Source organism: Ralstonia flaminis, from assembly GCF_958415495.1.
Taxonomy (GTDB): domain Bacteria; phylum Pseudomonadota; class Gammaproteobacteria; order Burkholderiales; family Burkholderiaceae; genus Ralstonia; species Ralstonia flaminis.
Window position 1 is genome coordinate 357,898 of sequence record NZ_CATZLL010000003.1, and the last position, 22,513, is coordinate 380,410.

General features: G+C 62.9%; 16 protein-coding genes and 1 other RNA gene. 11 read left to right on the forward strand and 6 right to left on the reverse strand.

The genetic code is table 11. The features are described 5' to 3' along the window. The first annotated feature begins 64 nt into the window (after nt 1–64). Nucleotides 65–2,539, forward strand: a complete 2,475-nt coding sequence (locus R2N11_RS06475; RefSeq protein WP_316680538.1) for an ExeM/NucH family extracellular endonuclease — start codon at nt 65–67, stop codon at nt 2,537–2,539. Continuing rightward, nucleotides 2,479–3,171: a rhombosortase gene (gene rrtA / locus R2N11_RS06480; protein ID WP_316680539.1), complete on the forward strand. Its 693-nt coding sequence runs from the start codon at nt 2,479–2,481 to the stop codon at nt 3,169–3,171. Before R2N11_RS06475 ends, rrtA begins: the two co-directional genes overlap by 61 nt. Before the next feature lie 250 nt (nt 3,172–3,421). Here rrtA and R2N11_RS06485 read toward each other — a convergent pair whose 3' ends face one another. The 5 genes from R2N11_RS06485 to ubiG form a co-directional block, all read right to left on the reverse strand. After that, nucleotides 3,422–4,495, reverse strand: a complete 1,074-nt coding sequence (locus R2N11_RS06485) for a porin (protein ID WP_316680540.1) — start codon at nt 4,493–4,495, stop codon at nt 3,422–3,424. 329 nt (nt 4,496–4,824) lie between these two features. Continuing rightward, nucleotides 4,825–5,182, reverse strand: a transfer-messenger RNA (tmRNA) gene (gene ssrA / locus R2N11_RS06490). 31 nt (nt 5,183–5,213) lie between these two features. Next, nucleotides 5,214–8,984 (reverse strand): DUF748 domain-containing protein, encoded by a 3,771-nt coding sequence (locus R2N11_RS06495; RefSeq protein WP_316680541.1) that lies wholly within the window; start codon nt 8,982–8,984, stop codon nt 5,214–5,216. A gap of 113 nt (nt 8,985–9,097) precedes the next feature. Continuing rightward, nucleotides 9,098–9,787, reverse strand: coding sequence for an HAD-IA family hydrolase (locus R2N11_RS06500; protein ID WP_316680542.1), 690 nt, complete (start codon nt 9,785–9,787; stop codon nt 9,098–9,100). Then, nucleotides 9,784–10,500, reverse strand: a complete 717-nt coding sequence (gene ubiG, locus R2N11_RS06505) for a bifunctional 2-polyprenyl-6-hydroxyphenol methylase/3-demethylubiquinol 3-O-methyltransferase UbiG (protein WP_316680543.1) — start codon at nt 10,498–10,500, stop codon at nt 9,784–9,786. Before ubiG ends, R2N11_RS06500 begins: the two co-directional genes overlap by 4 nt. Nucleotides 10,501–10,661: 161 nt before the next feature. On the opposite strand from ubiG, the gene R2N11_RS06510 reads away from it, so the two are divergent. After that, nucleotides 10,662–11,168: an outer membrane lipoprotein gene (locus tag R2N11_RS06510; protein ID WP_199028566.1), complete on the forward strand. Its 507-nt coding sequence runs from the start codon at nt 10,662–10,664 to the stop codon at nt 11,166–11,168. Nucleotides 11,169–11,348: 180 nt separating this feature from the next. Here R2N11_RS06510 and ompA read toward each other — a convergent pair whose 3' ends face one another. Next, nucleotides 11,349–11,999, reverse strand: a complete 651-nt coding sequence (ompA, locus tag R2N11_RS06515) for an outer membrane protein OmpA (RefSeq protein WP_199028564.1) — start codon at nt 11,997–11,999, stop codon at nt 11,349–11,351. Between the two features lie 420 nt (nt 12,000–12,419). On the opposite strand from ompA, the gene gyrA reads away from it, so the two are divergent. The 8 genes from gyrA to cmk all read left to right on the forward strand — a co-directional run bounded on the left by gyrA (nt 12,420) and on the right by cmk (nt 22,510). Then, nucleotides 12,420–15,086: a DNA gyrase subunit A gene (gene gyrA / locus R2N11_RS06520; RefSeq protein WP_316680544.1), complete on the forward strand. Its 2,667-nt coding sequence runs from the start codon at nt 12,420–12,422 to the stop codon at nt 15,084–15,086. A 127-nt stretch (nt 15,087–15,213) separates the two neighbouring features. Further along, nucleotides 15,214–15,777 (forward strand): DUF2059 domain-containing protein, encoded by a 564-nt coding sequence (locus R2N11_RS06525; RefSeq protein ID WP_199028560.1) that lies wholly within the window; start codon nt 15,214–15,216, stop codon nt 15,775–15,777. 123 nt (nt 15,778–15,900) lie between these two features. After that, a complete protein-coding gene (serC, locus tag R2N11_RS06530; RefSeq protein WP_316680545.1) occupies nt 15,901–17,037 on the forward strand; it encodes a 3-phosphoserine/phosphohydroxythreonine transaminase in 1,137 nt (378 codons plus the stop codon). An 87-nt stretch (nt 17,038–17,124) separates the two neighbouring features. Then, nucleotides 17,125–18,240 carry a prephenate dehydratase gene (gene pheA, locus R2N11_RS06535; protein WP_316680546.1) on the forward strand — a complete coding sequence of 372 codons (1,116 nt, stop codon included), beginning with the start codon at nt 17,125–17,127 and terminating at the stop codon, nt 18,238–18,240. A 96-nt stretch (nt 18,241–18,336) separates the two neighbouring features. Beyond that, the gene (hisC, locus tag R2N11_RS06540) at nt 18,337–19,461 is read left to right on the forward strand and encodes a histidinol-phosphate transaminase (protein ID WP_316680547.1); all 1,125 of its coding nucleotides are present in this window, start codon (nt 18,337–18,339) and stop codon (nt 19,459–19,461) included. A 98-nt stretch (nt 19,462–19,559) separates the two neighbouring features. Continuing rightward, nucleotides 19,560–20,456, forward strand: a complete 897-nt coding sequence (locus tag R2N11_RS06545) for a prephenate dehydrogenase (RefSeq protein ID WP_316680548.1) — start codon at nt 19,560–19,562, stop codon at nt 20,454–20,456. A 26-nt stretch (nt 20,457–20,482) separates the two neighbouring features. Further along, nucleotides 20,483–21,787, forward strand: a complete 1,305-nt coding sequence (aroA, locus tag R2N11_RS06550; RefSeq protein ID WP_316680549.1) for a 3-phosphoshikimate 1-carboxyvinyltransferase — start codon at nt 20,483–20,485, stop codon at nt 21,785–21,787. 27 nt (nt 21,788–21,814) lie between these two features. Further along, complete coding sequence (gene cmk, locus R2N11_RS06555; RefSeq protein ID WP_316680550.1) at nt 21,815–22,510, forward strand: (d)CMP kinase; 696 nt, start codon at nt 21,815–21,817, stop codon at nt 22,508–22,510. Nucleotides 22,511–22,513 lie beyond the last annotated feature (3 nt).

Consider the following 22,513-nt stretch of genomic DNA (forward strand, 5'->3'; position numbering starts at 1 on the left):
CACGCTCCAGCCTCAATACAACAACCACAGGTGCGCCATCGCGCCGCTTTTCCGACCCCATCCCATGCGTTTGCATTACATCCTTCCCATCGTGCTCTCCATGGCGTTGCCAGCCCATGCCGAGCTCATCTTCAGCGAATACGTTGAAGGCACATCGAACAACAAGGCGCTCGAGATCTACAACCCCGATAGCACCGAGGTCGATCTGTCGCTCTACAAGGTCGAGCAATACAACAACGGTGCCGCGACGCCGACCACGTCCTTCGCGCTCACCGGCAAGCTTGCCCCGGGCGCGGTGTACGTGATGGCCCACAGCACGCTGGCCGGTGTGCTCGGCTCCAAGGTCAACCAGACTGCGGCGTTCACCTTCAATGGCGACGATGCCATCACCCTCACGCGCTCCGGCACGGTGGTGGACCACATCGGCCAAGTCGGCTACCGGCCTGCAGTGGGCTACTGGGGTACGGCCACGGCCGGCACCATGGACCACACACTGCGCCGCAAGAGCACGGTAAAGCAAGGCGATACGAACATCTCCGCAGTCTTCGATCCGGCTGTGCAATGGGATGCGTTCAATGTCGACGACTTCTCCGATCTCGGCCTGTACAACGGCCAGGGCGGTACGCCAACGCCGCCGCCGGTGCTGCCCGTGTGCGGCGCGGCGGCCACGCATATCGCAGATGTGCAGGGCGCAGGGGCAACATCGCCGCTGGCCGGCCAGAACGTTGAGATCGAGGCCGTGGTGACGGCTGATTACAGCGGCACCAACGGCTTCAACGGCTTCTTCGTGCAGCAGCCCGACGCGCAGCGCCGCAAGCTGGCAGGCGTATCTGAGGGCCTGTTCATCTATGCGCCCGGCGTGACCGCGCGTGCCGGCGATCTGGTTCACCTCGTCGGCAAGGTCGAAGAGAAGTACGGCCAGACCCAACTGACGCTGGCCACGAATGGCCTTGCAAGCTGCTCCAGTGGCAACCGCGTGACGCCGGCGGATGTGACGCTACCTCTGGCCGATGCCAAGTCGCTGTCAGCTTATGAAGGCATGCTGGTGCGCCTGCCGCAGACGCTCACCGTGAGCGAGACGTACGAGCTTGGCCGCTATGGCAGCGTGCTGCTCAGCAACGGTCGTCTGCCACTGCCGACCAACGTGGCCCCAGCTGCGAACGGTGCGGCTGCGCAGGCTGCGGCCAACGCGCTCAACCGCCTGGTACTCGATGATGGCTCCAACCAGCAGAACCCAGGCACGGTGCCGTATCCAGCACCGGGTCTGTCCGCCGCCAACCCGGTGCGCGCCGGTTACACGGTGAGCGGTGTGCAGGGCGTGCTGGAGATGCGCTACAACGCGTGGCGTCTGCAACCGGTGCCTGGTGCTGCTGCGCCGGTCTTCAACGCTGCCGGCAACCCGCGCACCGGTGCGCCCGCGCGTCACGCACAGGCAGACGTGCGCGTAGCTTCGTTCAACGTGCTCAACTATTTCAATGGCGACGGCAAGGGTGCCGGCTTCGACGATCCGAACAACCGCGGCGCCAAGACGCAGGCTGAGTTCGAGCGGCAGGAAGCCAAGATCGTTGCGGCCATCCGCGCCATCAACGCCGATGTGGTTGGCCTGATGGAGATCGAGAACGATGGCTATGGTGACCTGAGTGCTATCCGCCGCCTGACCAGCCAACTGGGTGCCGACTGGCGCTTCGTTGATCCGGGCGTGCCCAAGCTGGGCGGCGACGCGATCACGGTGGCGATCATCTACAACAGCCGCACGGTGGAACCGGTTGGCACAGTCGCAACGCTGGCGATTGACGACAAGAACCGCCAGCCGCTGGCTCGCAGCTTCCGCCGTATTGGTGGCACGCAGAACTTCACCGTGGTGGTCAATCACCTGAAGTCCAAGGGTTGTACCGGTGCCACCGGCAAGGACGCCGACCAGGGCGATGGCCAGAGCTGCTGGAACCCCACCCGCCTGCGCGCCGCGGGCCTGATCGCCGATTGGCTCGCCACCTCGCCGACGGGCGTGGCCGACGTGGGCAAGCTGCTGATCGGTGACCTGAACAGCTACGCCAAGGAAGACCCGGTGCTGTTGTTCGCACAGAAGGGCTACGCCGACATGGTTGCCAAGTTCGTCGGCAAGGACGCGTACAGCTATGTGTTTGGTGGTGAGTCAGGCTACATCGACCACGCGCTGGCGACGTCCGGCCTGGCGGATCGCGTGCGCGCCGTGCATGAATGGCACATCAATGCCGACGAGCCGATCGCGCTGGAATACTCGTTCGCTTACAAGAGCGCCGAGCAGCAGCAGACGTACTATGCGCCGGATGCCTACCGTTCTTCGGACCACGATCCGGTGCTGGTTGACTTTGCGCTCAATACGCAGGCGACGGGCGGCACCCCGGGCACCGGCAGCACGACCCCGGAAGGCAGCACGGGCACACCCGGCGGCAGCAACAACGTGGGTGATTCGGGCTCGGGCTCGCTGGACCCGCTGATATGGCTGACGCTGACGGCCGGCATGGTCGCCCTGGCACGCCGCCGTTCGTGGCGCGCCTGAGCACCTGGGCACACCGCTGGCCTGACTGGCGGTCGCACAGCCCGGTGCATCCGGGCTTCCTGGTGGCCGCCTTGCTGATGCTTGCGCTGCAGGCGGGCGGAGCAACGGTGGTTGATGCCTTGCGCTATGACCGCGCCGCCATCATCAATGGCGAGGTGTGGCGGCTGGTCTCCGGTCACCTCGTCCACCTCACCTGGGCGCACTGCCTGCTCAACGTGGGTGGTTTGACCGCACTCGCGGCCATCCTGCCCGCGTCGCTGTGTGCCTGGCGCCGTTGCGCGGTGCTCGCCACGCTGATCGGTCTGATTCTCTTTGCGGCCCTGCCTGGGCTGCAGTTCTATGCCGGGTTCTCCGGCATCAACTACGGCCTTGCTGTGCTGGCGCTGCTGCCACGTGCGCGTCGCGAAGCGATTGCCGCCGTTGTGCTGGCCGCGCTTGTCGGCCGTGCCGTCTGGCAGTGGCTCGGTGGCGTCAGCATGGATGCTGTGGCCTGGCTTGGTGCACCGCCCCTTGCTGCTGCCCATCTGGCAGGGCTGGCTGTCGGTGCGTTGATGCTGAGCGTTTCCATGATCCGCCACAGGCCAGAAGCCACGGGCTCGCCAGTCAACCCTGCGGGGCGAGCAACGCGCTGAGTACAGCGTCGATACGATGTGGTTTGGGACGTGGCGCAACGCGGACGGCGTACGAGATTGCACGCGTGCGCCGGGTCGCAGGGGAGACGGGCAGAAACAAAAAGAGGCCGATTCAGCAATCGAGAATCGGCCCAACGAGCCCTGCAAGGAGGCAAGGTCGATATGAACGTGGTGTCGTCACGCCGCGGCTTCCCAAAGGAGGTGCGGGTGACGACGATTTGGTGATGCGCCGTCGTCCGGCGCGTACGGCTTAGAAGCGGTGACGCAGACCGATCGTGGCGCCGGTCTGGTTTTCGCCCGCTGCAACAAAGGTCGAACCTGAGCCGCTCAGGCCTTGCGTCGAACCGTTCTTGTTCTTCGCGTAGCCGATGTTCAGGTAGACATCGGTGCGCTTGGAGAACGAGTAGTCGGCCGACAGTACGAACATCCACGGATCCGCGCTCGAGTTGCGGTTGTCCGTGTAGTACGCAGCGCCCGTCAGCAGCAGGGCCGGCATGACGCGGTACTGGCCGCCCAGCCAGTAGACGTTGGTGCGCGTGATGGTGGCCGTGGCGCTGGCCGTACCGTCGTCGCGCAGCCAGCGGAAGCCGCCGAACACCTTGGCATCGCCAAAGGCGTACGACGCACCAATCGCGGCGCGCTTGGCGCTGCGGTCCTGCAGCGCGACCGTGGCACCCTGGTACTGGTCATACGCGGTACCGATCGAGAGGTTGCCTGCCGCATAGGCGAGGCCCAGACCGTAGTTGCGGGCCACCTTGGCTGCGCCCGGCACTTCGCCGTTGTTGTCGCGACCGAAGCTGTAGAAGCCGATGGCGGTCAGCCCGCCGAACTTGCCGGTGTATTTGATGGCGTTGTCAGCGCGGCCATTGAATGCCGAGTCGACAGCGGCCAGCGAGTAGCGCGGGTTGGCACCCATCGGGTCATAGGCGCCGAACAGGTCGTACAGCGCGGTCTGCTGACGACCCAGCGTGACGGCGCCAAAGTTGCCTTGCAGGCCAGCGTAAGCCTGGCGGCCGAACAGGCGGCCACCCTGGGCCGACATACCGGTGTCGAGGTCAAAGCCGCTTTCGAGCGTGAAGATCGCCTTCAGGCCGTTGCCGAGATCTTCCGTGCCACGCAGGCCCCAGCGCGAACCGCTCAGGTTGCCGGCATTCATGCGGACAGCGGTGTTGCCGCCGGTGCTGTTGCCCGGCACGTGATTGATGGCTTCGATGCCAATGTCGGCCAGGCCGTACAGCGTCACGCCAGATGCGGTTTGGGCGAATGCCCCGGAAGCGCCACAGGCTGCAGCGATGGCTGTCATTGCGAGGAAAGCTTTTTTCACTGTCTATCTCAACTTATGTTCGGGTGAAAGGATGTCGCCGCCGTCGACCAAGCGCGCATGGCATGAGCGCATTCGCCCCCCCTTGGCGTAGCGGCAGGACGCAGGCTATTGATGCCATGTGAAATTTCGTTGGCGTATTACCAGCAATTCGTAAGCGACTCGCAAGCACCGTCCGCATTGCGTGAACAGTAAGAGGGCAGGGAAATGGCGGGCCGCGTGTGACGCGGGAAGGGATATCGGCTGCTGTGAGCAGAGCAACAAAAAACCCCGCAGAGCCAAGCCCAGCGGGGTTTCGTTGCCAAACGTCGGAGACGTTTGAGTGCGGTATTTGGTGGAGCCGGCGGGAATCGAACCCGCGTCCGCAAGCCCTCCACAGAGAGTTCTACATACTTAGTTCTGTCATTTGATTTAACCGCCGCATCGCGGACGAACACGCTCTACGACGGCGATTCACTAGGTTTTCGTCTCTAGGCCCGTGACTCACCTAAAGCTTATCTGACGTAAATGACCTCGCTAGTCTTGCGACCCTAGCCCGTCAGCGAGCCAGTGCGAGGACGGCGGCCCTTAGGCTGCCAGTGCGTAACGTTCGTCGTTAGCAGTTATTGCATTCCCATTGATTAACGAGGTGACGGGTCCTCGGTATGCCCTCCGCTGCTTCGCAACCCACGTCGAAACCAGGTCGGCCCCAGAGAAGAAACGTGATTATCCCATAGATGGGCTACTTCAGCGCGAAATCAACCCGGGTGGTCTTGCCTTTGTCCTTGATACCCTCGGCGTTGAGCTTAGGCGCCACCACAAAGAGACGTCCAGGATCCACACGTTCGGCCAGCGCCACATGCACGGCGTTGGCGCGGCGCTGGGCGAGTTCTCGCAGGTCCGCATCCGTCACCTGCACGTTGGTTTCCATCAGCTTGCGCATTTCTTCCGGTGGCAGCGATTTCGCCAGGCCGATCATGTTGCGCGGCTTCGGGAACTTGGCGGCCTTGTAGGCACGCTCCAGGTACTTGTTCTCTTCTTCCGGTTTGACGGTGGTGTCGGCCTCTGCGGCATCGCCGGCGTCCTTGAGTTTCTGCTCGCGAATCTGGCGGTTCACCGCTTCGCGGCGCAGGCCGTCACGGTCGAATTCCGGGTCGACGCGGCCGACAATGTCGAGTTTGAGCGCCGGGCGGTCCTTGAGCGCGGTCGCCAACTTGTCCAGCTTTGCGATCGACGCCGGGCCGATGACCGACGTGCCCGGATCGAACTCGATATAGCCGAGTTCTTCACCACCGGCACCGCCGAAGGCGCTGGCCAGCAGCGAGAACGGTGCTGTCACCGCACGCACGATCAGGTTGACTAGTGCACGTATGACGATGCCGCCGACGCTGAACTGCGGATCATCGAGCGAGCCCGACACCGGCAAGTGCACGTCGATCTCACCGCGCGAGTTCTTGAGCAGCGCCACCGCCAGTCGCACGGGCAGGTTGGTCGCATCCTTGCTCTCCACGCGATCGCCGAAAGTGAGTTGATCGATGAAGATGTGGTTGTCCGCGGTCAGCTTCTTCTGGTCCAGCAGGTAGTGCAGATCCATCGTCAGCTTGCCCTTGGTGATCGGGTAGCCGGCGTACTTGGCGGAGTAGGGCGTCAGGTTGGTCAGTTCCACGCCGTCGGCCTTGGCTGACAGGTCAACAAAGGCGGTGGGTGCGAGCGGGTTGATCTTGCCGTGGATGTCGACTGGCGCAGTGCCGTCGACACTGCCGCGCAAGGCCACGTCGGCGGGTGGCTGGTTAGCGGCCGTGCTGATGGTGCCTATCGAGCCGCCAATGGCCGTCAGGTTGGCGGTGTAGTTGGGTTTGACGAAGTTGTCGGTAAAGCGGATGTTGCCGTCTTGCAGCGTGATGGCATCGATGCGCAAATCGGCACCACCAGACTTGGGTGCCGTGGCTGCCACGGCCGACGCAGGTGCGGCCACCGGTGCTGAGGCGGCAGCTACGGCCACCGGCGCACTGACGACGGGGGCGGCAGCAGGGGCCGAAGCCGAGGCGGGCTGCGCCTGCGTGAGCGAGCGGCGCTCCTCATCCGACTGCACGCGGATGTCCTGCAGGTTCAGGCGCCCGTTCGGGTTGATGATGATCCGCGCATAGAACGTCGACAGCGCCACCGCACCCACCCGCACACGCGGCGTATTGCCGTCGTAGTTGGCCTGGATGCGGTTGAGTGCCAGCGAGCGCCAGCGCAGGAAGTCGTCAGAAGTCACACGATCCTGCAAGCGCACGTTGCCCAGCGTCGCGTTGCCCTGGTAGCTGACCGTCAGCGCCTTGCCCTGGTTGAGCACCAGGCGGCCGTCCATTGTCAGCAGCGCGCTGGTGATGGCTGCATTCAACGTCTTGTCGATGTATGGATCGAAGCCCGCCAGCGACAGATTCTGCGTGTTCACGCGCAGGTCGGCCTTGAGCGGCTGCGGCACCACGTCGCCGCGCACATCCAGTTTGCCCTTGCTGCCCAGCCCGGCGCCAATCTGCACGTTGACCGGCTTACCGAGATCAGTCGATGCGTTTTGCACGACCACGTTCAGCGGTTCAACGCGCACCTTCACCGGGTGTGAGTTGGTCTGGTCTTCAAAGCCGACCGCGCCGTTGTCCAGCTTGAACGTCTGTACGGTCACGGCCCAGGGCTTCTCGGCCGGTGCACTCGGTTTGGACTTGGCCGCGGCAGCGGCGGGTTTAGCGGCGGCGGGTGGTGCGCCGTCGAGCAGCGTCAGCGTGGTCGCACCGTCCTTCTTGCGCAGCGCATCGAGTTGCAGGCCATCCGCACGCACTTCGTTCAGGGCGATCGTACGGGCTGCCAGGTCGAAGCTTTTCACGTCGGCGCGCAGCAGCTTGGCGCGCAGCGCCGTGTCCTTGCCCGCGGGTGGCGCCATCGACAGATCCGCCAGGCTGGCCGTCAGCGGTTCTGCGCGCACGTTGAACTTGTCGGCGCCGAAGTCGAGCGCGACCTTGCCTTCCGCCGACAGCGCACCGTTTTGCAATTGCGGTGCGCCTGCCTGGCGTAGATACGGCCCGATGCCGACCAGCTTCACGCCGTCGAGCTTCAGTTCCAACTCGCCATTGCTTTTCTCCAGCGAGGTGTTGCCTTTGAGGTTGAGCGTGCCGCCTTGAGACAGCTTGGTCCCCACGTCAAACGTGATCGGGCCCCCCAACGTGCGTACGGCCACGTCGCCATGCAGGTCTTCCAGCGCGAGGTCCGCCGCCGGCTGTGTGGTGGCATCGCGCCAGTGCACGGTGCTGTTGGCCAACTGCAGTTTGCTGATGACAACGTCCAGAGGTTTCGGGTTGGCAGTGGGCTCCGGTGCGGCAGGCTTGGCCTCCGCCGGTGCTGGCTTGCCGCCCAGTTGCGCGAAGTTGATCGACCCATCGGCAGCACGCACTGCATCCACGCGTACGCCGTCGAGCGTCAGTGCGTCCAGGTGGAATACGTTGTCTAGCGGGCGCACGTCGGTCAGCGTTGCGCGCACCTGTTTGGCGGCCACCAGCGGAGCCTTCTTGGCGTCGGTTACTTCCAGGTTGTCGAGGCCGGCGGTCCCGTGCACGCGCAGCACCGGAGCGCCGGTTTTCGGCTTCTGGAAGTCGATCGTCAGGTCGGTCGTCAGTTTGCCCTGCGGCACGGCCACCGGCAGCGGGCCGGGCACATAGCCGAGGTAGCGGGGCAGTTCCAGACCGTCGAGCTTGATGTTCAAGTTCGATTCCAGTGAATCGGCAAACGGCTTGGTCTGACCCGTGAAGTGGAGCGGAGCACCATCGATGCGCGCTGCCAGCAGGGGTTGCACGAAGATGTTCACGTCGGCCGGCAGGCTCGCCAGGAAGGGCACGCCGATCTGCAGGTTGTCCACCTTGTGCTGCGCGCCCAGCGGTTGATCGACAAACTCGATCGCGCCGTTGGTCAACTGCAGGTTGGCAAACACGAAGCGCGCCGGTTCGGTCGATTTCGGCTTGGGCGGGTTCTCCGGCGCAGTGAGCCTGTCGACGACATCGGAGAAGTTGAAGCGCTGTTCGGCGGTACGCACGATGTGCACGCGCGGCGCATCGATACGCAGTTCTTCGATGACGGGGGCACGGCGGAAGATCGAACTCCACGAGGCATTCACGTGGAGGTGGCCGACGTCCACGAATGGCGTCTTGCCGTCGCGCTCGGCGATGTGGAGCTGGTCGACATCGAGCCGCAGTGTGTACGGATTGATGCTGATCTTGCCGACCGTGACCGGCCGCTCCAGGACCTTGCTCAACTGCGTCTCGGCCAGGTGGTGCAGCAGCGGCGGTCCGCCCAGAGCACCCAGCAGGCCGAACATCACCAGGAAGATGAGTACACCCAACCCGATACGCTTGGTGCGCCGCGACGTACCAACCTGTGCGGCGCGTTGCCAGCCGGCTGTGCCGCGCACACGATCAAGCCGTGCGCGCCAGTCATTGGGCTTTGATTGCAGGTCGGGACGCGAGTCGGGGGAGGTGCTCATGCTGGTGTCGGTCCGGCCACGGTGTGGCGTACTTCGTCAGTCGGTTGACCGCCGCGTTCCGTGCGGAAGGCGGCGGTCCTGAAAGGTGCCTGGCGTCGGCCCTGGCGCCGCGCTTATGTGCGTTGCGATGCGAGCAGCAGCGGAATCAGCTCGGCGGCGTTGGCGATCAACGCATCTGCGCGCCATTCCGAGGGCGGCGGCCCATTACCACAATAGCCGTAACTGGCAGCAATAGTAGGCATGCCGGCGGCACGGCCGGCTTCGATGTCGCGTACGTCGTCGCCCACGTAGACGATCTGCCGCGCATCCACGCCGATGGATTCGGCCGCATGCAACAGCGGGGCAGGGTGGGGCTTGGCGTGTGGCGTCGTATCCCCGGCGACAACGCATGCCGGCGGCACCGGAAACGTCAGCTGGGCCACCAAGGGCACGGTCAGCCGGCCCGCCTTGTTGGTGACGATGCCCCAGGGGATGCCCGCGCGGCCGAGTTCAGCCAGCACGTCTGCCATGCCTGGGAACAGCGCCGTGCGCACGCAGATCTCTGCCTCGTAGTTGGCGAGGAAGGCCAATCGCAGCGATTCGAATTCCACATCCTCCGGCCCGATGCCGAAGGCCACGCCGAGCAGCCCGCGCGCGCCATGTGAGGCGACGGGGCGCAGTGCCTCGTAGGCCAGCGGCTCCAGGCCGCGGTCCGTGCGCACCTTGTTGGCTGCGGCCGCCAAGTCTGGCGCAGTGTCGGCCAGCGTGCCGTCAAGGTCGAACAGCACCGCGCCCAGCGGAGCCGGAAATTTGCCCGCTGTCATGCGTTGCCCGGACGACGCGTGGCCATCAGATAGTTGACGCTGGTGTCTTGGGTCAGGGTGTAGCGCCCGGTGACCGGGTTGTATTCCAGCCCACGCATCTGCTCAGGCTGCAAACCTGCCAGGCGTGCGAACGAGGCAAGCTCCGACGGGCGGATGAACTTGGCGTAGTCATGCGTGCCGCGCGGCAGCATGTTCAGCACGTATTCCGCGCCGATTACCGCCAGCAGGTAGGCCTTGGCATTGCGATGGATGGTCGAAAAGAACACGTGACCGCCCGGTTTGACCAAGGTCGCGCAAGCGCGCACAACCGACGACGGATCGGGCACATGTTCGAGCATCTCCATGCAAGTCACGACGTCGTAACTGCTGGGCTCACGTGCTGCGAGCGCTTCTGCTGCGATCTCTTCATAATCGACGGCAACGCCCGCTTCCAGACTGTGCAGATCGGCAACCCGCAATGCTTTGCGTGACAGATCAATGCCTTTGACGTTCGCCCCAGCACGCGCCATGCTTTCAGATAGGATGCCGCCGCCGCAACCAATGTCGACAACGCGCTTGCCCGCCAGCGGCGCGATGGATTGAATCCAGTCGAGGCGCAGCGGATTGATTTCGTGCAGGGGTTTGAACTCGCTGTTCGGGTCCCACCACCGGTGGGCGAGTTCGCTGAATTTTTCGAGTTCGCCGGGATCGGCGTTCGCGTGAGTGGTAGTCATGTTGCGCTGCGCCTGGGCATAACGGCTAGGTGAGGAAATGTACCAAAAAGCGCCGTCTCGACCAAATCAGGCGCGCCGGAAAAAAGGTTTCACATTGAAACAAAGGTGAACGAACGCGCATGCGTTTTCTCCAATCGACACCTTCCTTCAAGGAGAGATCAATGAAATCCAAACGAATTCTGGCGGGGCTCGGTGTTGTGGGCTTGACGGTGCTGGCGGGCTGCGCCGCACCGGGGTACGGTGGTGGATATGGTGGCGGCTACGGTGGTGGCGGTGGGTATGCGCCGCCCCCAGCATACGGCGGTCAGCCACAACAGCAGCCGGGCGCATTGTACGGCCGGGTCGAATCGATCCAGCCGATGCAAGCACCGGTTAACAGCCCGGGCATCCTGGGCACGATCATCGGCGGTGTGGCGGGCGGTATCCTGGGTCACCAAGTTGGCGGCGGTACAGGCAACACGGTGGCGACGATCGGCGGTGCTGCACTTGGCGCCTATGCGGGTAACCAAGTTGAGCAGCGTGCAGCTGCGGGCGGACAAACCGTGTACCGCATCAGCGTGCGTCTGGACGATGGCCGTGTCGCTACCGTCACGCAGCAAAACCCGAACAACCTGCGCGTGGGTGATCGCGCCATGGTCGCCAACGACCAGGCAACGCCATCTTACTAATAGAGAAGGGCGAGCGGGGTTCCGGACCTTGGAGCATGAAAAGGCGGGGGCATGAGCGTCACCGCTTTTTTGCTGCCTTGGTCATCCGCAGATCGATAAGCCAGCCAAGCTGAACGCTAGGTGTGCAGGCAAAAAAAAAGCCCAGCTTTCGCTGGGCTTTTTCCTTCGGTCGAAACCGAATTACTTGCGCGTGCCGACCACTTCAACGTCAACGCGGCGGTTCGGTTGCTGGCAGGCGATTTGTGCCTTGCGAGCGCCCTTGCACGACTTCGGATCAACCTTCAGCTGGCGCTTGCCCTTGCCTTCCGTGTAAACACGGTTGGCTTCGATGCCCTTGCTGACCAGGTAGCCCTTGACGGCTTCAGCACGACGGACCGACAGGCGGTCGTTGTACTTGTCCGAGCCGAACGAGTCGGTGTGGCCAACGGCGATCACGACTTCCAGGTTGATGCCTTGCAGCTTCGAGACCAGGTCGTCCAGCTTAGCCTTGCCTTCCGGCTTCAGCACAGCCTTGTCGAAGTCGAACAGCGTGTCAGCAGCGAACGTAACCTTCTCGCTCGACACAACCGGAGCAGCCGGGGTAGCCGGAGCGGCCGTCGGAGCAGCTGCCGGAGCCAGAGCGCCGTCGCACTGAGCGTTGGCAGTTGCCGGCGTCCAGAAGCCATTGCGCCAGCACAGTTCGTTCGTGCCGTTCTTCCAGACCCACTCGCTCGTGCCGTTACCCCAGTTGTCGTTGACGGCCTTCTTTTCGTAGGGCACCGACTGAGCGTAAGCGGACGCAGCCATGGCTACCGCAGCTGCAGCGAACGCGAGCTTGGCAAATTTTTTCATATTTCTCCTCTCAGGATGAGATCACCGCAGAAGACTGCGAGCAGATGGGACGAAAACAAGTCATACATTCTTCGGAGTATAACATTCTCGGTGTGGTGAAGGCTCCACTTCGAACAATGTCTGCCTCTTCGCTGGGGGATTGTGCCACAAGCACGCACTCCTAAAAAGCAAATATAAGCGATTCGAACGGGGCACCACGGCCTTGTGGTGTGTACGCAACAAGGCAGGAAACTGCTCGCAAACCCTTGTGGGGACTGGGTCGCGGGTTTTGTCCGACTTCGCAGGGAGCGTGCCCGAGGTTGAGGATGCGTCGCTCGCCCGCATGAGGGGAGGGGGCTTGCGGCATGGTAAAATGTTCTGTTATTCGCGCAACCGCAGTGCTTCGTAGTGATCGCTACGGGGCCTCTCACCGTTCGCCCAATGGATCAATTCGCCAAAGAGACACTCCCGGTATCGCTCGAAGAGGAAATGCGCAGTTCGTACCTCGCTTACGCCATGAGCGTGATCGTGGGCCGCGCCCTTCCAGATGTACGGGATGGTCTCAAGCCGGTGCATCGCCGTGCGCTGTATTCGATGCACGAACTGAACAACGACTGGAACCGTCCCTATAAGAAGTCCGCACGTATCGTCGGGGATGTGATCGGTAAGTATCACCCTCACGGCGACACTGCTGTATACGACACCATCGTGCGGATGGCGCAGGATTTCTCCCTGCGCTACATGCTGGTTGATGGCCAGGGCAACTTCGGCTCGGTCGACGGCGACAACGCCGCGGCGATGCGTTACACCGAAATCCGCCTGTCGAAGATCGCCCATGAACTGTTGGCCGACCTCGACAAGGAAACCGTCAATTTCGAGCCGAACTACGACGGCAGCGAAAGCGAGCCTTCGGTCCTGCCGGCGCGCATCCCGAACCTGCTGGTCAACGGTTCGTCCGGGATCGCGGTCGGTATGGCGACCAACATTCCGCCGCATAACCTGAATGAGATTGTCGACGGTTGCTTGCATCTGCTGAACAATCCGGAGGCAACGGTTGATGAGCTGATCGAGCTGATCCCGGCGCCGGATTTTCCGACGGCCGGCATCATCTACGGCATCTCGGGCGTGCGCGAGGGCTATCGCACCGGCCGTGGCCGCGTGGTGATGCGCGCCAAGACGCACTTTGAAGATATCGACCGTGGTCAGCGCCAGTCGATCATCGTCGACGAACTGCCCTATCAAGTTAACAAGCGCACGCTGCTTGAGCGCATTGCCGAGCTGGTAACGGAAAAGCGCATCGAGGGCATCTCCGACATCCGCGACGAGTCGGACAAGTCCGGCATGCGCGTGGTGATCGAACTCAAGCGTGGTGAAGTGCCGGAGGTTGTGCTCAACAACCTCTATAAGAATACGCAGCTGCAAGACACCTTCGGCATGAACATGGTGGCGCTGGTCGATGGCCAGCCGCGCCTGCTGAACCTGCGCCAGATGCTGGAGTGCTTCCTGCTGCACCGCCGCGAGGTGGTGACGCGCCGCACCGTGTTCGATCTGCGCAAGGCGCGCGAACGTGGCCACATTCTGGAAGGTCTGGCTGTCGCACTGGCCAACATCGACGAGTTCATCGCCATCATCAAGGCTGCGCCGACGCCGCCGGTTGCGAAGGCCGAGTTGATGAGCCGCAGTTGGGATTCGGGCCTGGTGCGCGAGATGTTGTCGCGTGCCGAGGGCGAAACCGCGGGTGGCCGCGACGCTTACCGTCCGGAAGGTTTGCTGCCGGCGTTCGGCATGCAGGGTGACGGCCTGTACAAGCTGTCGGACACGCAAGCGCAGGAAATCCTGCAGATGCGCCTGCAACGCCTCACCGGGCTGGAGCAGGACAAAATCGTCCAGGAATACCGCGAAGTGATGGCGCAGATCGCCGATCTGCTGGACATCCTGGCGCGTCCGGAGCGCATTACTGCCATCATCGTCGAGGAACTCACCGCCATCCGCGCGGAGTTTGGTGATGAGCGCCGCTCGCAGATCGAGCACAATGCAACCGAGTTGGATACAGAAGACCTCATTACGCCGCAAGATCTGGTGGTGACGTTGTCCCACAGCGGTTATATGAAGAGCCAGCCGATTTCCGAGTACCGTGCGCAGAAGCGTGGTGGTCGTGGCAAGCAGGCCGCAGCCACCAAGGAAGATGACTGGATCGACACGCTATTTGTCGCCAACACGCACGATTACATCCTCTGCTTCTCGAACCGTGGCCGTCTGTACTGGCTGAAGGTGTGGGAAGTGCCGGCGGGCAGCCGTAACTCGCGCGGCCGACCGATCGTCAATATGTTCCCGCTGTCGCCGGGCGAGAAGATCAACGTGATCCTGCCGGTCAAGCAGTTCGATGAGCAGCATTTCGTGTTCATGACCACCTCCAAGGGCACGGTTAAGAAGACGGCGCTGACCGATTTCTCGAACCCGCGCAAGGCCGGCATCATCGCTGTGGACCTGGATGAGGGAGACTTCCTGATCGGCGCTGCCATTACCGATGGTCAGCACGACGTGATGCTGTTCTCGGATGCAGGCAAGGCGGTTCGTTTTGATGAGAACGACGTGCGTCCGATGGGGCGCCAGGCGCGTGGCGTGCGCGGTATGAACCTGGAGGAGAACCAGCAGGTGATCGCCATGCTGGTGGCGCCGGCTGAAACCGAAACCGAAGGCGAGGGTGTGCAAGCGAGCGTCGGTAGCGTGTTGACCGCCACCGAAAACGGTTACGGCAAGCGTACTCCGATCTCGGAGTACACCCGTCACGGTCGCGGTACCAAAGGCATGATCGCCATCCAGACCTCCGAGCGGAACGGCAAGGTGGTGGCTGCCGCGCTGGTGGCGCCGGAAGACGAGATCATGCTGATCACCACCGGTGGCGTGCTGATCCGCACGCGTGTGGATGAGATCCGCGAAATGGGTCGAGCCACGCAAGGCGTCACGCTCATCAATGTGGGTGAGGGCAACAAGCTGTCCGGTCTGCAGCGTGTCGTGGAGTCCGACGCGGAAGGTGATGAAAGTGTGGAGGCGCCGGATTCCGCACCGGACGCCGATGCACAGTCGGATGACAGCGCCGAGTCATAATTGGAAACAACTTTTGCTTGCCGTTGCGCGCAGTTCTGGTCATGATGCCGGACCTGTGCGCGGCAAGGGCTGGAACTTATGCGTCACGCTCCGGCCTAAACGCAACGCTTATCTCAAGGGAGCAACAATGCACAAGAGTCTCAAACTCAAACATCTGATCGTGGTGGCTGGTTTCGCTCCGCTGTTTGCGTTCGCCCAAGCTGGCGGCGATGCAGACAAGACGGCTGCCATCAAGGAACTGCTGACGACGATGAATGTTGACGCAGCCATCAAGGGTCAGGGTGAAGTGCTGGAAAACGGCGCCAAGCAAGAAGCCCCGCTGGTGCTGGAGCAATCGCTGGTCGAGAACAAGTCGCTGAACGACAAGCAAAAGCAGGCTGCTGTCGACAAGCTGAAGAAGAACGGCGCCGTGCAGCGCATGACCGACGGCGCCGGCAAGGCGTTCGAAACGGATGCCTTCCGCAAGGATGCTCTGCAGGCTCACTACGATTCGCTGGGCAAGTACTACTCGACCCAGGAAATCAAGGATCTGACCACGTTCCTGAAAACGCCGAGCGGCCAGAAGTTCATGGCTAACCAAGGCAAGGCCATGCAGGAAGTGTGGGGCAACGTGATGCAGAAGTACGGTCCGCAAGTCGGCAAGGCAATGCGCGACATGGCTGACAAGGAAGTCGCTGCTGCAGCGAAGTAATTGAGCGCACTATCGACGATATAGGTGGACGAGCGGGGCGCAATCCCCGTCGCGCCGCCAGTTGGTAGATAATGGCTGTTTGGGTTCGCGCCCAGACAGCCATTTTTCTTTTGCCTCCCTCTCATGAGCCAAGCCGATCTCGCCATCCAAGCCAGCCAGGCACGTGTCTATAACTTTTCGGCAGGGCCAGCCGTGCTGCCGGCCGAGGTGCTGCAGCAGGCGGCGGAAGAGATGCTCTCCTGGCAGGGCAGCGGCATGAGCGTGATGGAGATGAGCCATCGCGGCCGCGAATTCGAAAGCATTCTTGCGCAGGCCTTTGCGGATTTGCGTGAACTGCTGGCGGTGCCGGATCACTACGAGATCCTGTTCCTGCAGGGCGGTGCGATTGCTGAAAACGCCATCGTTCCGCTGAACCTGATGCGCCGTCTATCCGTCGATGCGCCCAAGGCGGACTACGTTGTCACTGGCACGTGGTCGGTAAAGTCTCAGCAGGAAGCGCGCAAGTACGGTGAGGTGAACATCGCCGCCACCAGCGAGGCCGAGCGTTTCCACAAGATTCCGGACGTATCGAGCTGGAATCTCTCGGATGACGCGGCCTACGTGCACCTGTGCACGAACGAGACCATCGTCGGCGTGGAATACCAGGAGACGCCCGACGTCGGTCAAGCGCATGGGCGTGTGGTGGTGGCTGACGTGTCGAGCCACATTCTCTCCCGCCCGATCGACTGGGATGGCTATCAGGTTCTGTATGGTGGCGCGCAGAAGAACATCGGCCCCGCCGGCCTGACGATCGCCATCGTCCGCAAGGACTTGCTGGGCCATGCACACCCGCTGTGCCCGTCGGCATTCAACTGGCGCCTCGTGGCCGAGAACGGCTCGATGTACAACACACCGCCCACGTACGCGATCTACATCGCTGGGCTTGTGTTCCAGTGGATCAAGCGCCAGGGCGGTGTTGAAGCGCTGGAGACGCGAAACATCGTCAAGTCGAAGATGCTGTACGACTTTATCGACGCGAGCAGCTTCTACCGCAACGAAATCCATCCGACGAGCCGTTCGCGCATGAACGTACCCTTCTTCCTCAACGACGAGTCCCGCAACGAGGCGTTCCTCACGCAGGCGCGCGCGCGCGGGCTGGTGCAACTCAAGGGCCACAAGTCCGTGGGCGGCATGCGGGCGAGCATCTACAACGCGATGCCGCTGGAAGGTGTGGAAGCGCTGGTCGACTTCATGCGTGACTTTGAGCGGGCGTCCGCCTAAGGCATTCGCCCAACCACGGCAGAACATTGCGCGAAGCGCCTGCTTCGCGCGGCAATTTGCAATCCATTGCCGAACCCGATTCCTACAATGACCAGTCAGTCAGACGATACGAAGCAAAACAAGGACGCCGCACTGGCGGCGGAGTTGGCGCCGTTGCGCACGCAGATCGACGCCATTGATAACCAATTGCTCACGCTGCTCTCCGACCGCGCCAAGGTGGCGCAGGAAGTGGGCGAGGTAAAGAAGCGCTATTCGTCGCCTGCGTTCCGGCCGGACCGCGAGCTGCAGGTGATCCGCAAGATGCAGTCGAGCAATGCGGGTCCGCTACATGATGAGAGCATCGCTGCCATCTGGCGTGAGGTGATGTCTGCGTGTCGCGGCCTGGAGCAGGCGCTGCGCATCGGTTACCTGGGCCCGGCGGGCACGTTCTCGGAGCAGGCGGTGATCGCGCATTTCGGTCATGAGATCCAGCCGATGCCTTGTCCGAGCATTGACGAGGTGTTCCGTGCGGCGGAATCCGGCACGGTCGATTGCGGTGTGGTGCCGGTTGAGAATTCGACGGAGGGCGTGGTGTCGCGCACGCTCGATCTGTTCTTGCAGACATCGCTGAAGATCAGCGGTGAGATTGCGCTGCGTGTGCACCACAATCTGTTGCACAAGACTGGCGACATGTCGCAAGTGAAGGTGGTGCGCGCGCATGCGCAGGCGCTGGCGCAGTGCCAACGGTGGTTGAACACGAACTATCCGAACCTGCCACGCGAGGCCGTGTCGAGCAACGCCGAGGCTGCTCGTATGGCGGGTGAAGACGAAATGGTTGCCGCGCTGGCAAGTGTGCAGGCGGCCAACCGCTACGGCCTGCATGTGGTGCGCGCCAACGTCGAAGACGATCCGCATAACCGCACGCGTTTCGTCGTCATTGGCAACTATGAGACGGAGCCGAGCGGGCGTGATCAGACGTCGCTGATTCTGTCGGTGCCGAACGAGGCCGGCGCAGTCTACAAGCTGCTGGCGCCGCTCGCGGAGAACGGCGTGTCGATGTGCCGTTTCGAATCGCGTCCGGCGCGCAGCGGTGCGTGGGAGTACTACTTCTACGTCGATGTGGAAGGCCACCAGCGTGATCCGCAAGTAGCGCGCGCGCTGGAGAAGCTGCGTCATGACGCAGCGTATTTCAAAGTGCTGGGGTCCTACCCCTCGGCACGCTAACGGGGACGAGGCAAGCCAGCGCTGGTTTGCAGCGCTCCCGAGGGATTCAAAAGCGCGCCTCGCATGGGCGGGGCGCTGATACCAAAGGAGCACCCCATGTCTTTGCAGTTCGGCCCGGCGTATGTCCGCGCCATCGCCCCCTATGTGGCCGGCAAGCCGATTTCCGAAGTAGCACGCGAGTTCGGCTTGGATGCCGCGCGCATCGTCAAGCTGGCGTCGAATGAGAACCCGCTTGGTATGCCGCAATCAGCTAAAAGCGCGATGGCAGCCGCCATTGACGAGCTGGCGCGCTATCCGGATGCCAACGGCTTCAGCCTGAAGGCCGCACTGCATGCCAAGTTTGGCGTGCCCGAAGCGTGGATCACGCTGGGCAACGGCAGCAACGACATTCTCGAACTGGCGGCCCGCGCACTGGTGGAACCGGGGCAGGGCGTGATGTATGCGCAGTACTCATTTGCCGTGTATGCGCTGGCGGCTCAGGAAGTCGGTGCGCACGCCATTGAAGTGCCGGCTCGCGACTATGGCCACGACCTCGACGCGATGGCTGCGGCCATCACGCCGGACTCGCGTTTGATCTACATCGCTAATCCGAACAATCCGACTGGCACGTTCCTGTCGGCCAGTGAAATCGCTGCGTTTCTGGCCAAGGTGCCGCCGACCGCCGTGGTTGTGCTGGACGAGGCCTACAACGAATTCCTCAAGCCCGAACAGCAGTACGACTCGACGGCATGGGTGCGTCAGTATCCGAACCTGCTGGTGTCGCGCACGTTCTCAAAGGCCTATGGGCTGGCTGGCTTGCGGGTGGGCTACGGCATCGCACAACCGCAGTTGACCGATCTGCTTAACCGCATTCGCCAACCGTTCAATGTGAACAGCTTGGCGCAGGCCGCAGCGGTGGCCGCGCTCAATGATGCGGAATTCCTGCGCCAATCGGCTGAGCTGAACGCTGCGGGCTACGCGCAACTGACTGAAGCCTTCGATCGTCTCGGCCTGCAGTACGTGCCGTCGTCGGGCAACTTCGTGCTGGTGCGCGTGGGTAACGACAACAGTGCTGGTGCACGCGTGAACATTGCGTTGCTCAAGCAAGGGGTGATCGTGCGTCCGGTCAGCAACTACGGCCTGCCGCAATGGCTGCGCATCAGCATCGGGCTGCGCGAAGAGAACGCCACCTTCATCGAGGCGCTGGAAGTGGCGCTGGCGCAGGAAAAAGCCGCCGCGTAACTTCTGTTGCAACCGTTGCGGCACCCTGGTTCAGGCATCGGGCGCCGCGCACATCGGGCTACAATGCCGCTTTGCTTTTTTTCTGGCAGGGCGGTGTTGTGGCCTCTTCTTTTTCCAGTTCACGGTTGGTGATTGTCGGCGTCGGCCTGATTGGTGGTTCGTTGGCGCTGGCGTTGCGTCGCGCGGGTGTGGTCGGGCAGATCATTGGCGTCGGGCGTTCGGCCGCGTCGCTTGAAGCGGCGATTCGCCTGGGCGTGATCGATGAAGCGCTGCCGATGGAAGAAGCCGTGCGCGGCGCCGACATGGTGGTGCTGTGTGCACCCGTCGCGCAGACGTTACCGTTGCTGCTCGCCATGCAGCCGCACCTGGGCCCGGACACCATCGTCACGGATGCTGGCAGCACCAAGTCTGACGTCATCATGGCAGCCAAGACGGCGCTGGGTGATCAGGTCAGCCAGTTCGTGCCCGCGCACCCGATCGCTGGCCGTGAATTGAATGGCGTGGAGGCCGCACTGGCCGATCTCTACGTCGGCAAAAAGACCGTGCTGTGTCCGCTGCAGGAAAACCGTCGCGTTGATGTCGCTCGCGTGAAGGCGATGTGGGAGGTGGCGGGAGCGCACTGCCACATCATGTCTGCCGTGCAGCACGATGCTGTGTTCGCGGCTGTCAGCCACCTGCCGCACGTGCTGTCGTATGCGCTGGTTGCACAGATCATCAATGCCGAAGACGGCGCGCTCAAGCTCGACTTTGCCGGTGGCGGTTTCCGCGATTTCACGCGCATCGCCGCGTCGTCGCCCGAGATGTGGCGCGACATCTGCTTGTCGAACCGCGAAGCGCTGCTGCGCGAGTTGAACACCTACGAAGCCGTAATCGGCCGTCTGAGGACGATGATTGCCGAGCGCGATGGCGCCTCGCTTGAACGCGTGTTCCGCCGCGCGAGCGAGGCCCGTCTGGCTTGGCCGCAGCGCGTGGCGCCAACCACGCAACCCGAATAACGTTTTGTTTTGAACTGACTGGATTCATGGAACATCTCGACGTCGGTCCGCTGAAGACGGCGCGCGGCACCATCAAGCTGCCAGGCTCGAAGAGCATCTCCAACCGCGTGCTGCTGCTGGCCGCACTTGCGCAGGGCGAAACCGTTGTACGCGCGTTGCTCGACTCCGATGACACGCGCGTCATGCTGGACGCACTCGGCAAGCTGGGTGTCTCGGTTGAAGGTCTGGGCGACAACGCCTATCGCGTCACCGGCACCGGTGGCCGTTTCCCGAACAAGTCCGCAGATCTGTTCATGGGCAACGCCGGTACTGCCATCCGCCCGCTGACGGCCGCGCTGGCGCTGCAAGGCGGTGAGTACACACTGCACGGCGTGCCGCGCATGCACGAGCGGCCGATCGGCGATCTGGTCGACGGCCTGCGCCAGGTCGGCGCGCACATCGACTACACCGGCAACGAAGGCTATCCGCCGCTGGCGATTCATGCCGCGCCGGTCAAGATTGACGCGCCCATCCGCGTGCGCGGCGATGTGTCCAGCCAGTTCCTGACTGCGCTGCTGATGTCGCTGCCGCTGGTCGAGTCGGCTGGCAACGTCACCATTGAAGTGGTTGGCGAGCTGATCTCCAAGCCCTACATCGAGATCACGTTGAACCTGATGGCGCGCTTTGGCGTGCAGGTTGTGCGTGACGGTTGGGCATCGTTCACCGTGCCGACTGGCGTCGCGTATATGGCGCCAGGCGAGATTTTCGTCGAAGGCGATGCCTCGTCGGCGTCGTACTTCCTGGCCGCCGGCGCGCTTGGTGGTGGGCCGGTGCGCGTGGAGGGGGTTGGCATGTCCAGCATCCAGGGCGACGTCCGCTTTGCTGACGCGCTCAACCGCATGGGCGCCAACGTGATGGCGGGCGACAACTGGATCGAAGTACGCGGCGTCGAGCGCGACGACGGCAAGCTGCATGCGGTCGAGTTGGACTGCAACCACATCCCAGACGCGGCGATGACGCTGGCGGTGGCCGCGCTGTTTGCCGACGGCACTACCACGCTCACCAACATCGCAAGCTGGCGCGTCAAGGAAACCGACCGCCTGTCTGCCATGGCCACCGAACTGCGTAAGCTCGGCGCCGAAGTGGAAGAGGGCGCCGACTACATCCGTGTGACGCCCCCGTCGCAATGGACTTCGCCCGCTGGCGGCATCGATACCTACGACGACCACCGAATGGCGATGGCCTTCTCTCTGGCCGCGTTTGGCCCGGTGCCGGTGCGCATCAACGACCCGCGTTGCGTCGCCAAGACGTTCCCGGAATATTTCTCGGCGTTCGGCGGCATTACCGCTTGAAACGCAATTAACCACCAGCTACTTATCATGTCCGACGCCGCTGCTTCCACGCCGTATCCGGTCATCACCATCGACGGCCCCACTGCGTCCGGCAAGGGCACCGTCGCCCATCAGGTCGCTGACTTGCTTGGCTTTCACCTATTGGATAGCGGCTCCCTGTACCGCTTGGTGGCGCTCTCCAGCATGCGCGAGAACGTCGACGATCACGATGTGGAGAACCTCGTGCGCATCGCCAGCACCCTGGATGTGCGCTTCAAAGCCGATCACATCTGGCTCAACGGTGAAGATGTGAGCTTGGCGTTACGTCATGAGTCGGTCGGCAACCAGGCCTCGGCCATTGCCGTGCATGGGGCCGTGCGTGAGGCGTTGCATGCACGTCAGCGCGCTTTCCTGGAGGCACCCGGCCTCGTGGCCGATGGTCGCGACATGGGCACCGTGGTTTTTCCCGAAGCGGTGCTCAAGGTGTTCCTCACGGCAAGCGTGCAGGCACGCGCCGAGCGACGCTATAAACAATTGATTGCAAAGGGTTTTTCTGCTACAGTGGAAAGTCTTTCGCAGGACTTGGAGGCGCGTGATTTGCGGGATCGCACCCGCAGTGTCGCGCCGCTGTGTCCGGCGCAGGATGCGCGGCAACTGGATTCGTCCGATATGACGGTCGATGAGGTGGTCGCGCAGGTACTGGACTGGTACCGGCAGGTGCAGAGCGCCAACAAGGCGAACTGAATC

Bases quoted from the DNA above. Each gene is read 5' to 3' on its own strand.
- ubiG (WP_316680543.1), bottom strand. From the start codon at position 10,500: ATGACTACCACTCACGCGAACGCCGATCCCGGCGAACTCGAAAAATTC.
- serC (WP_316680545.1), top strand. From the start codon at position 15,901: ATGAGCCAAGCCGATCTCGCCATCCAAGCCAGCCAGGCACGTGTCTAT.
- gyrA (WP_316680544.1), top strand. From the start codon at position 12,420: ATGGATCAATTCGCCAAAGAGACACTCCCGGTATCGCTCGAAGAGGAA.
- R2N11_RS06510 (WP_199028566.1), top strand. From the start codon at position 10,662: ATGAAATCCAAACGAATTCTGGCGGGGCTCGGTGTTGTGGGCTTGACG.
- R2N11_RS06495 (WP_316680541.1), bottom strand. From the start codon at position 8,984: ATGAGCACCTCCCCCGACTCGCGTCCCGACCTGCAATCAAAGCCCAAT.
- R2N11_RS06475 (WP_316680538.1), top strand. From the start codon at position 65: ATGCGTTTGCATTACATCCTTCCCATCGTGCTCTCCATGGCGTTGCCA.
- aroA (WP_316680549.1), top strand. From the start codon at position 20,483: ATGGAACATCTCGACGTCGGTCCGCTGAAGACGGCGCGCGGCACCATC.
- R2N11_RS06500 (WP_316680542.1), bottom strand. From the start codon at position 9,787: ATGACAGCGGGCAAATTTCCGGCTCCGCTGGGCGCGGTGCTGTTCGAC.
- ompA (WP_199028564.1), bottom strand. From the start codon at position 11,999: ATGAAAAAATTTGCCAAGCTCGCGTTCGCTGCAGCTGCGGTAGCCATG.
- hisC (WP_316680547.1), top strand. From the start codon at position 18,337: ATGTCTTTGCAGTTCGGCCCGGCGTATGTCCGCGCCATCGCCCCCTAT.
- R2N11_RS06525 (WP_199028560.1), top strand. From the start codon at position 15,214: ATGCACAAGAGTCTCAAACTCAAACATCTGATCGTGGTGGCTGGTTTC.
- rrtA (WP_316680539.1), top strand. From the start codon at position 2,479: ATGGCTGACGCTGACGGCCGGCATGGTCGCCCTGGCACGCCGCCGTTC.
- pheA (WP_316680546.1), top strand. From the start codon at position 17,125: ATGACCAGTCAGTCAGACGATACGAAGCAAAACAAGGACGCCGCACTG.
- cmk (WP_316680550.1), top strand. From the start codon at position 21,815: ATGTCCGACGCCGCTGCTTCCACGCCGTATCCGGTCATCACCATCGAC.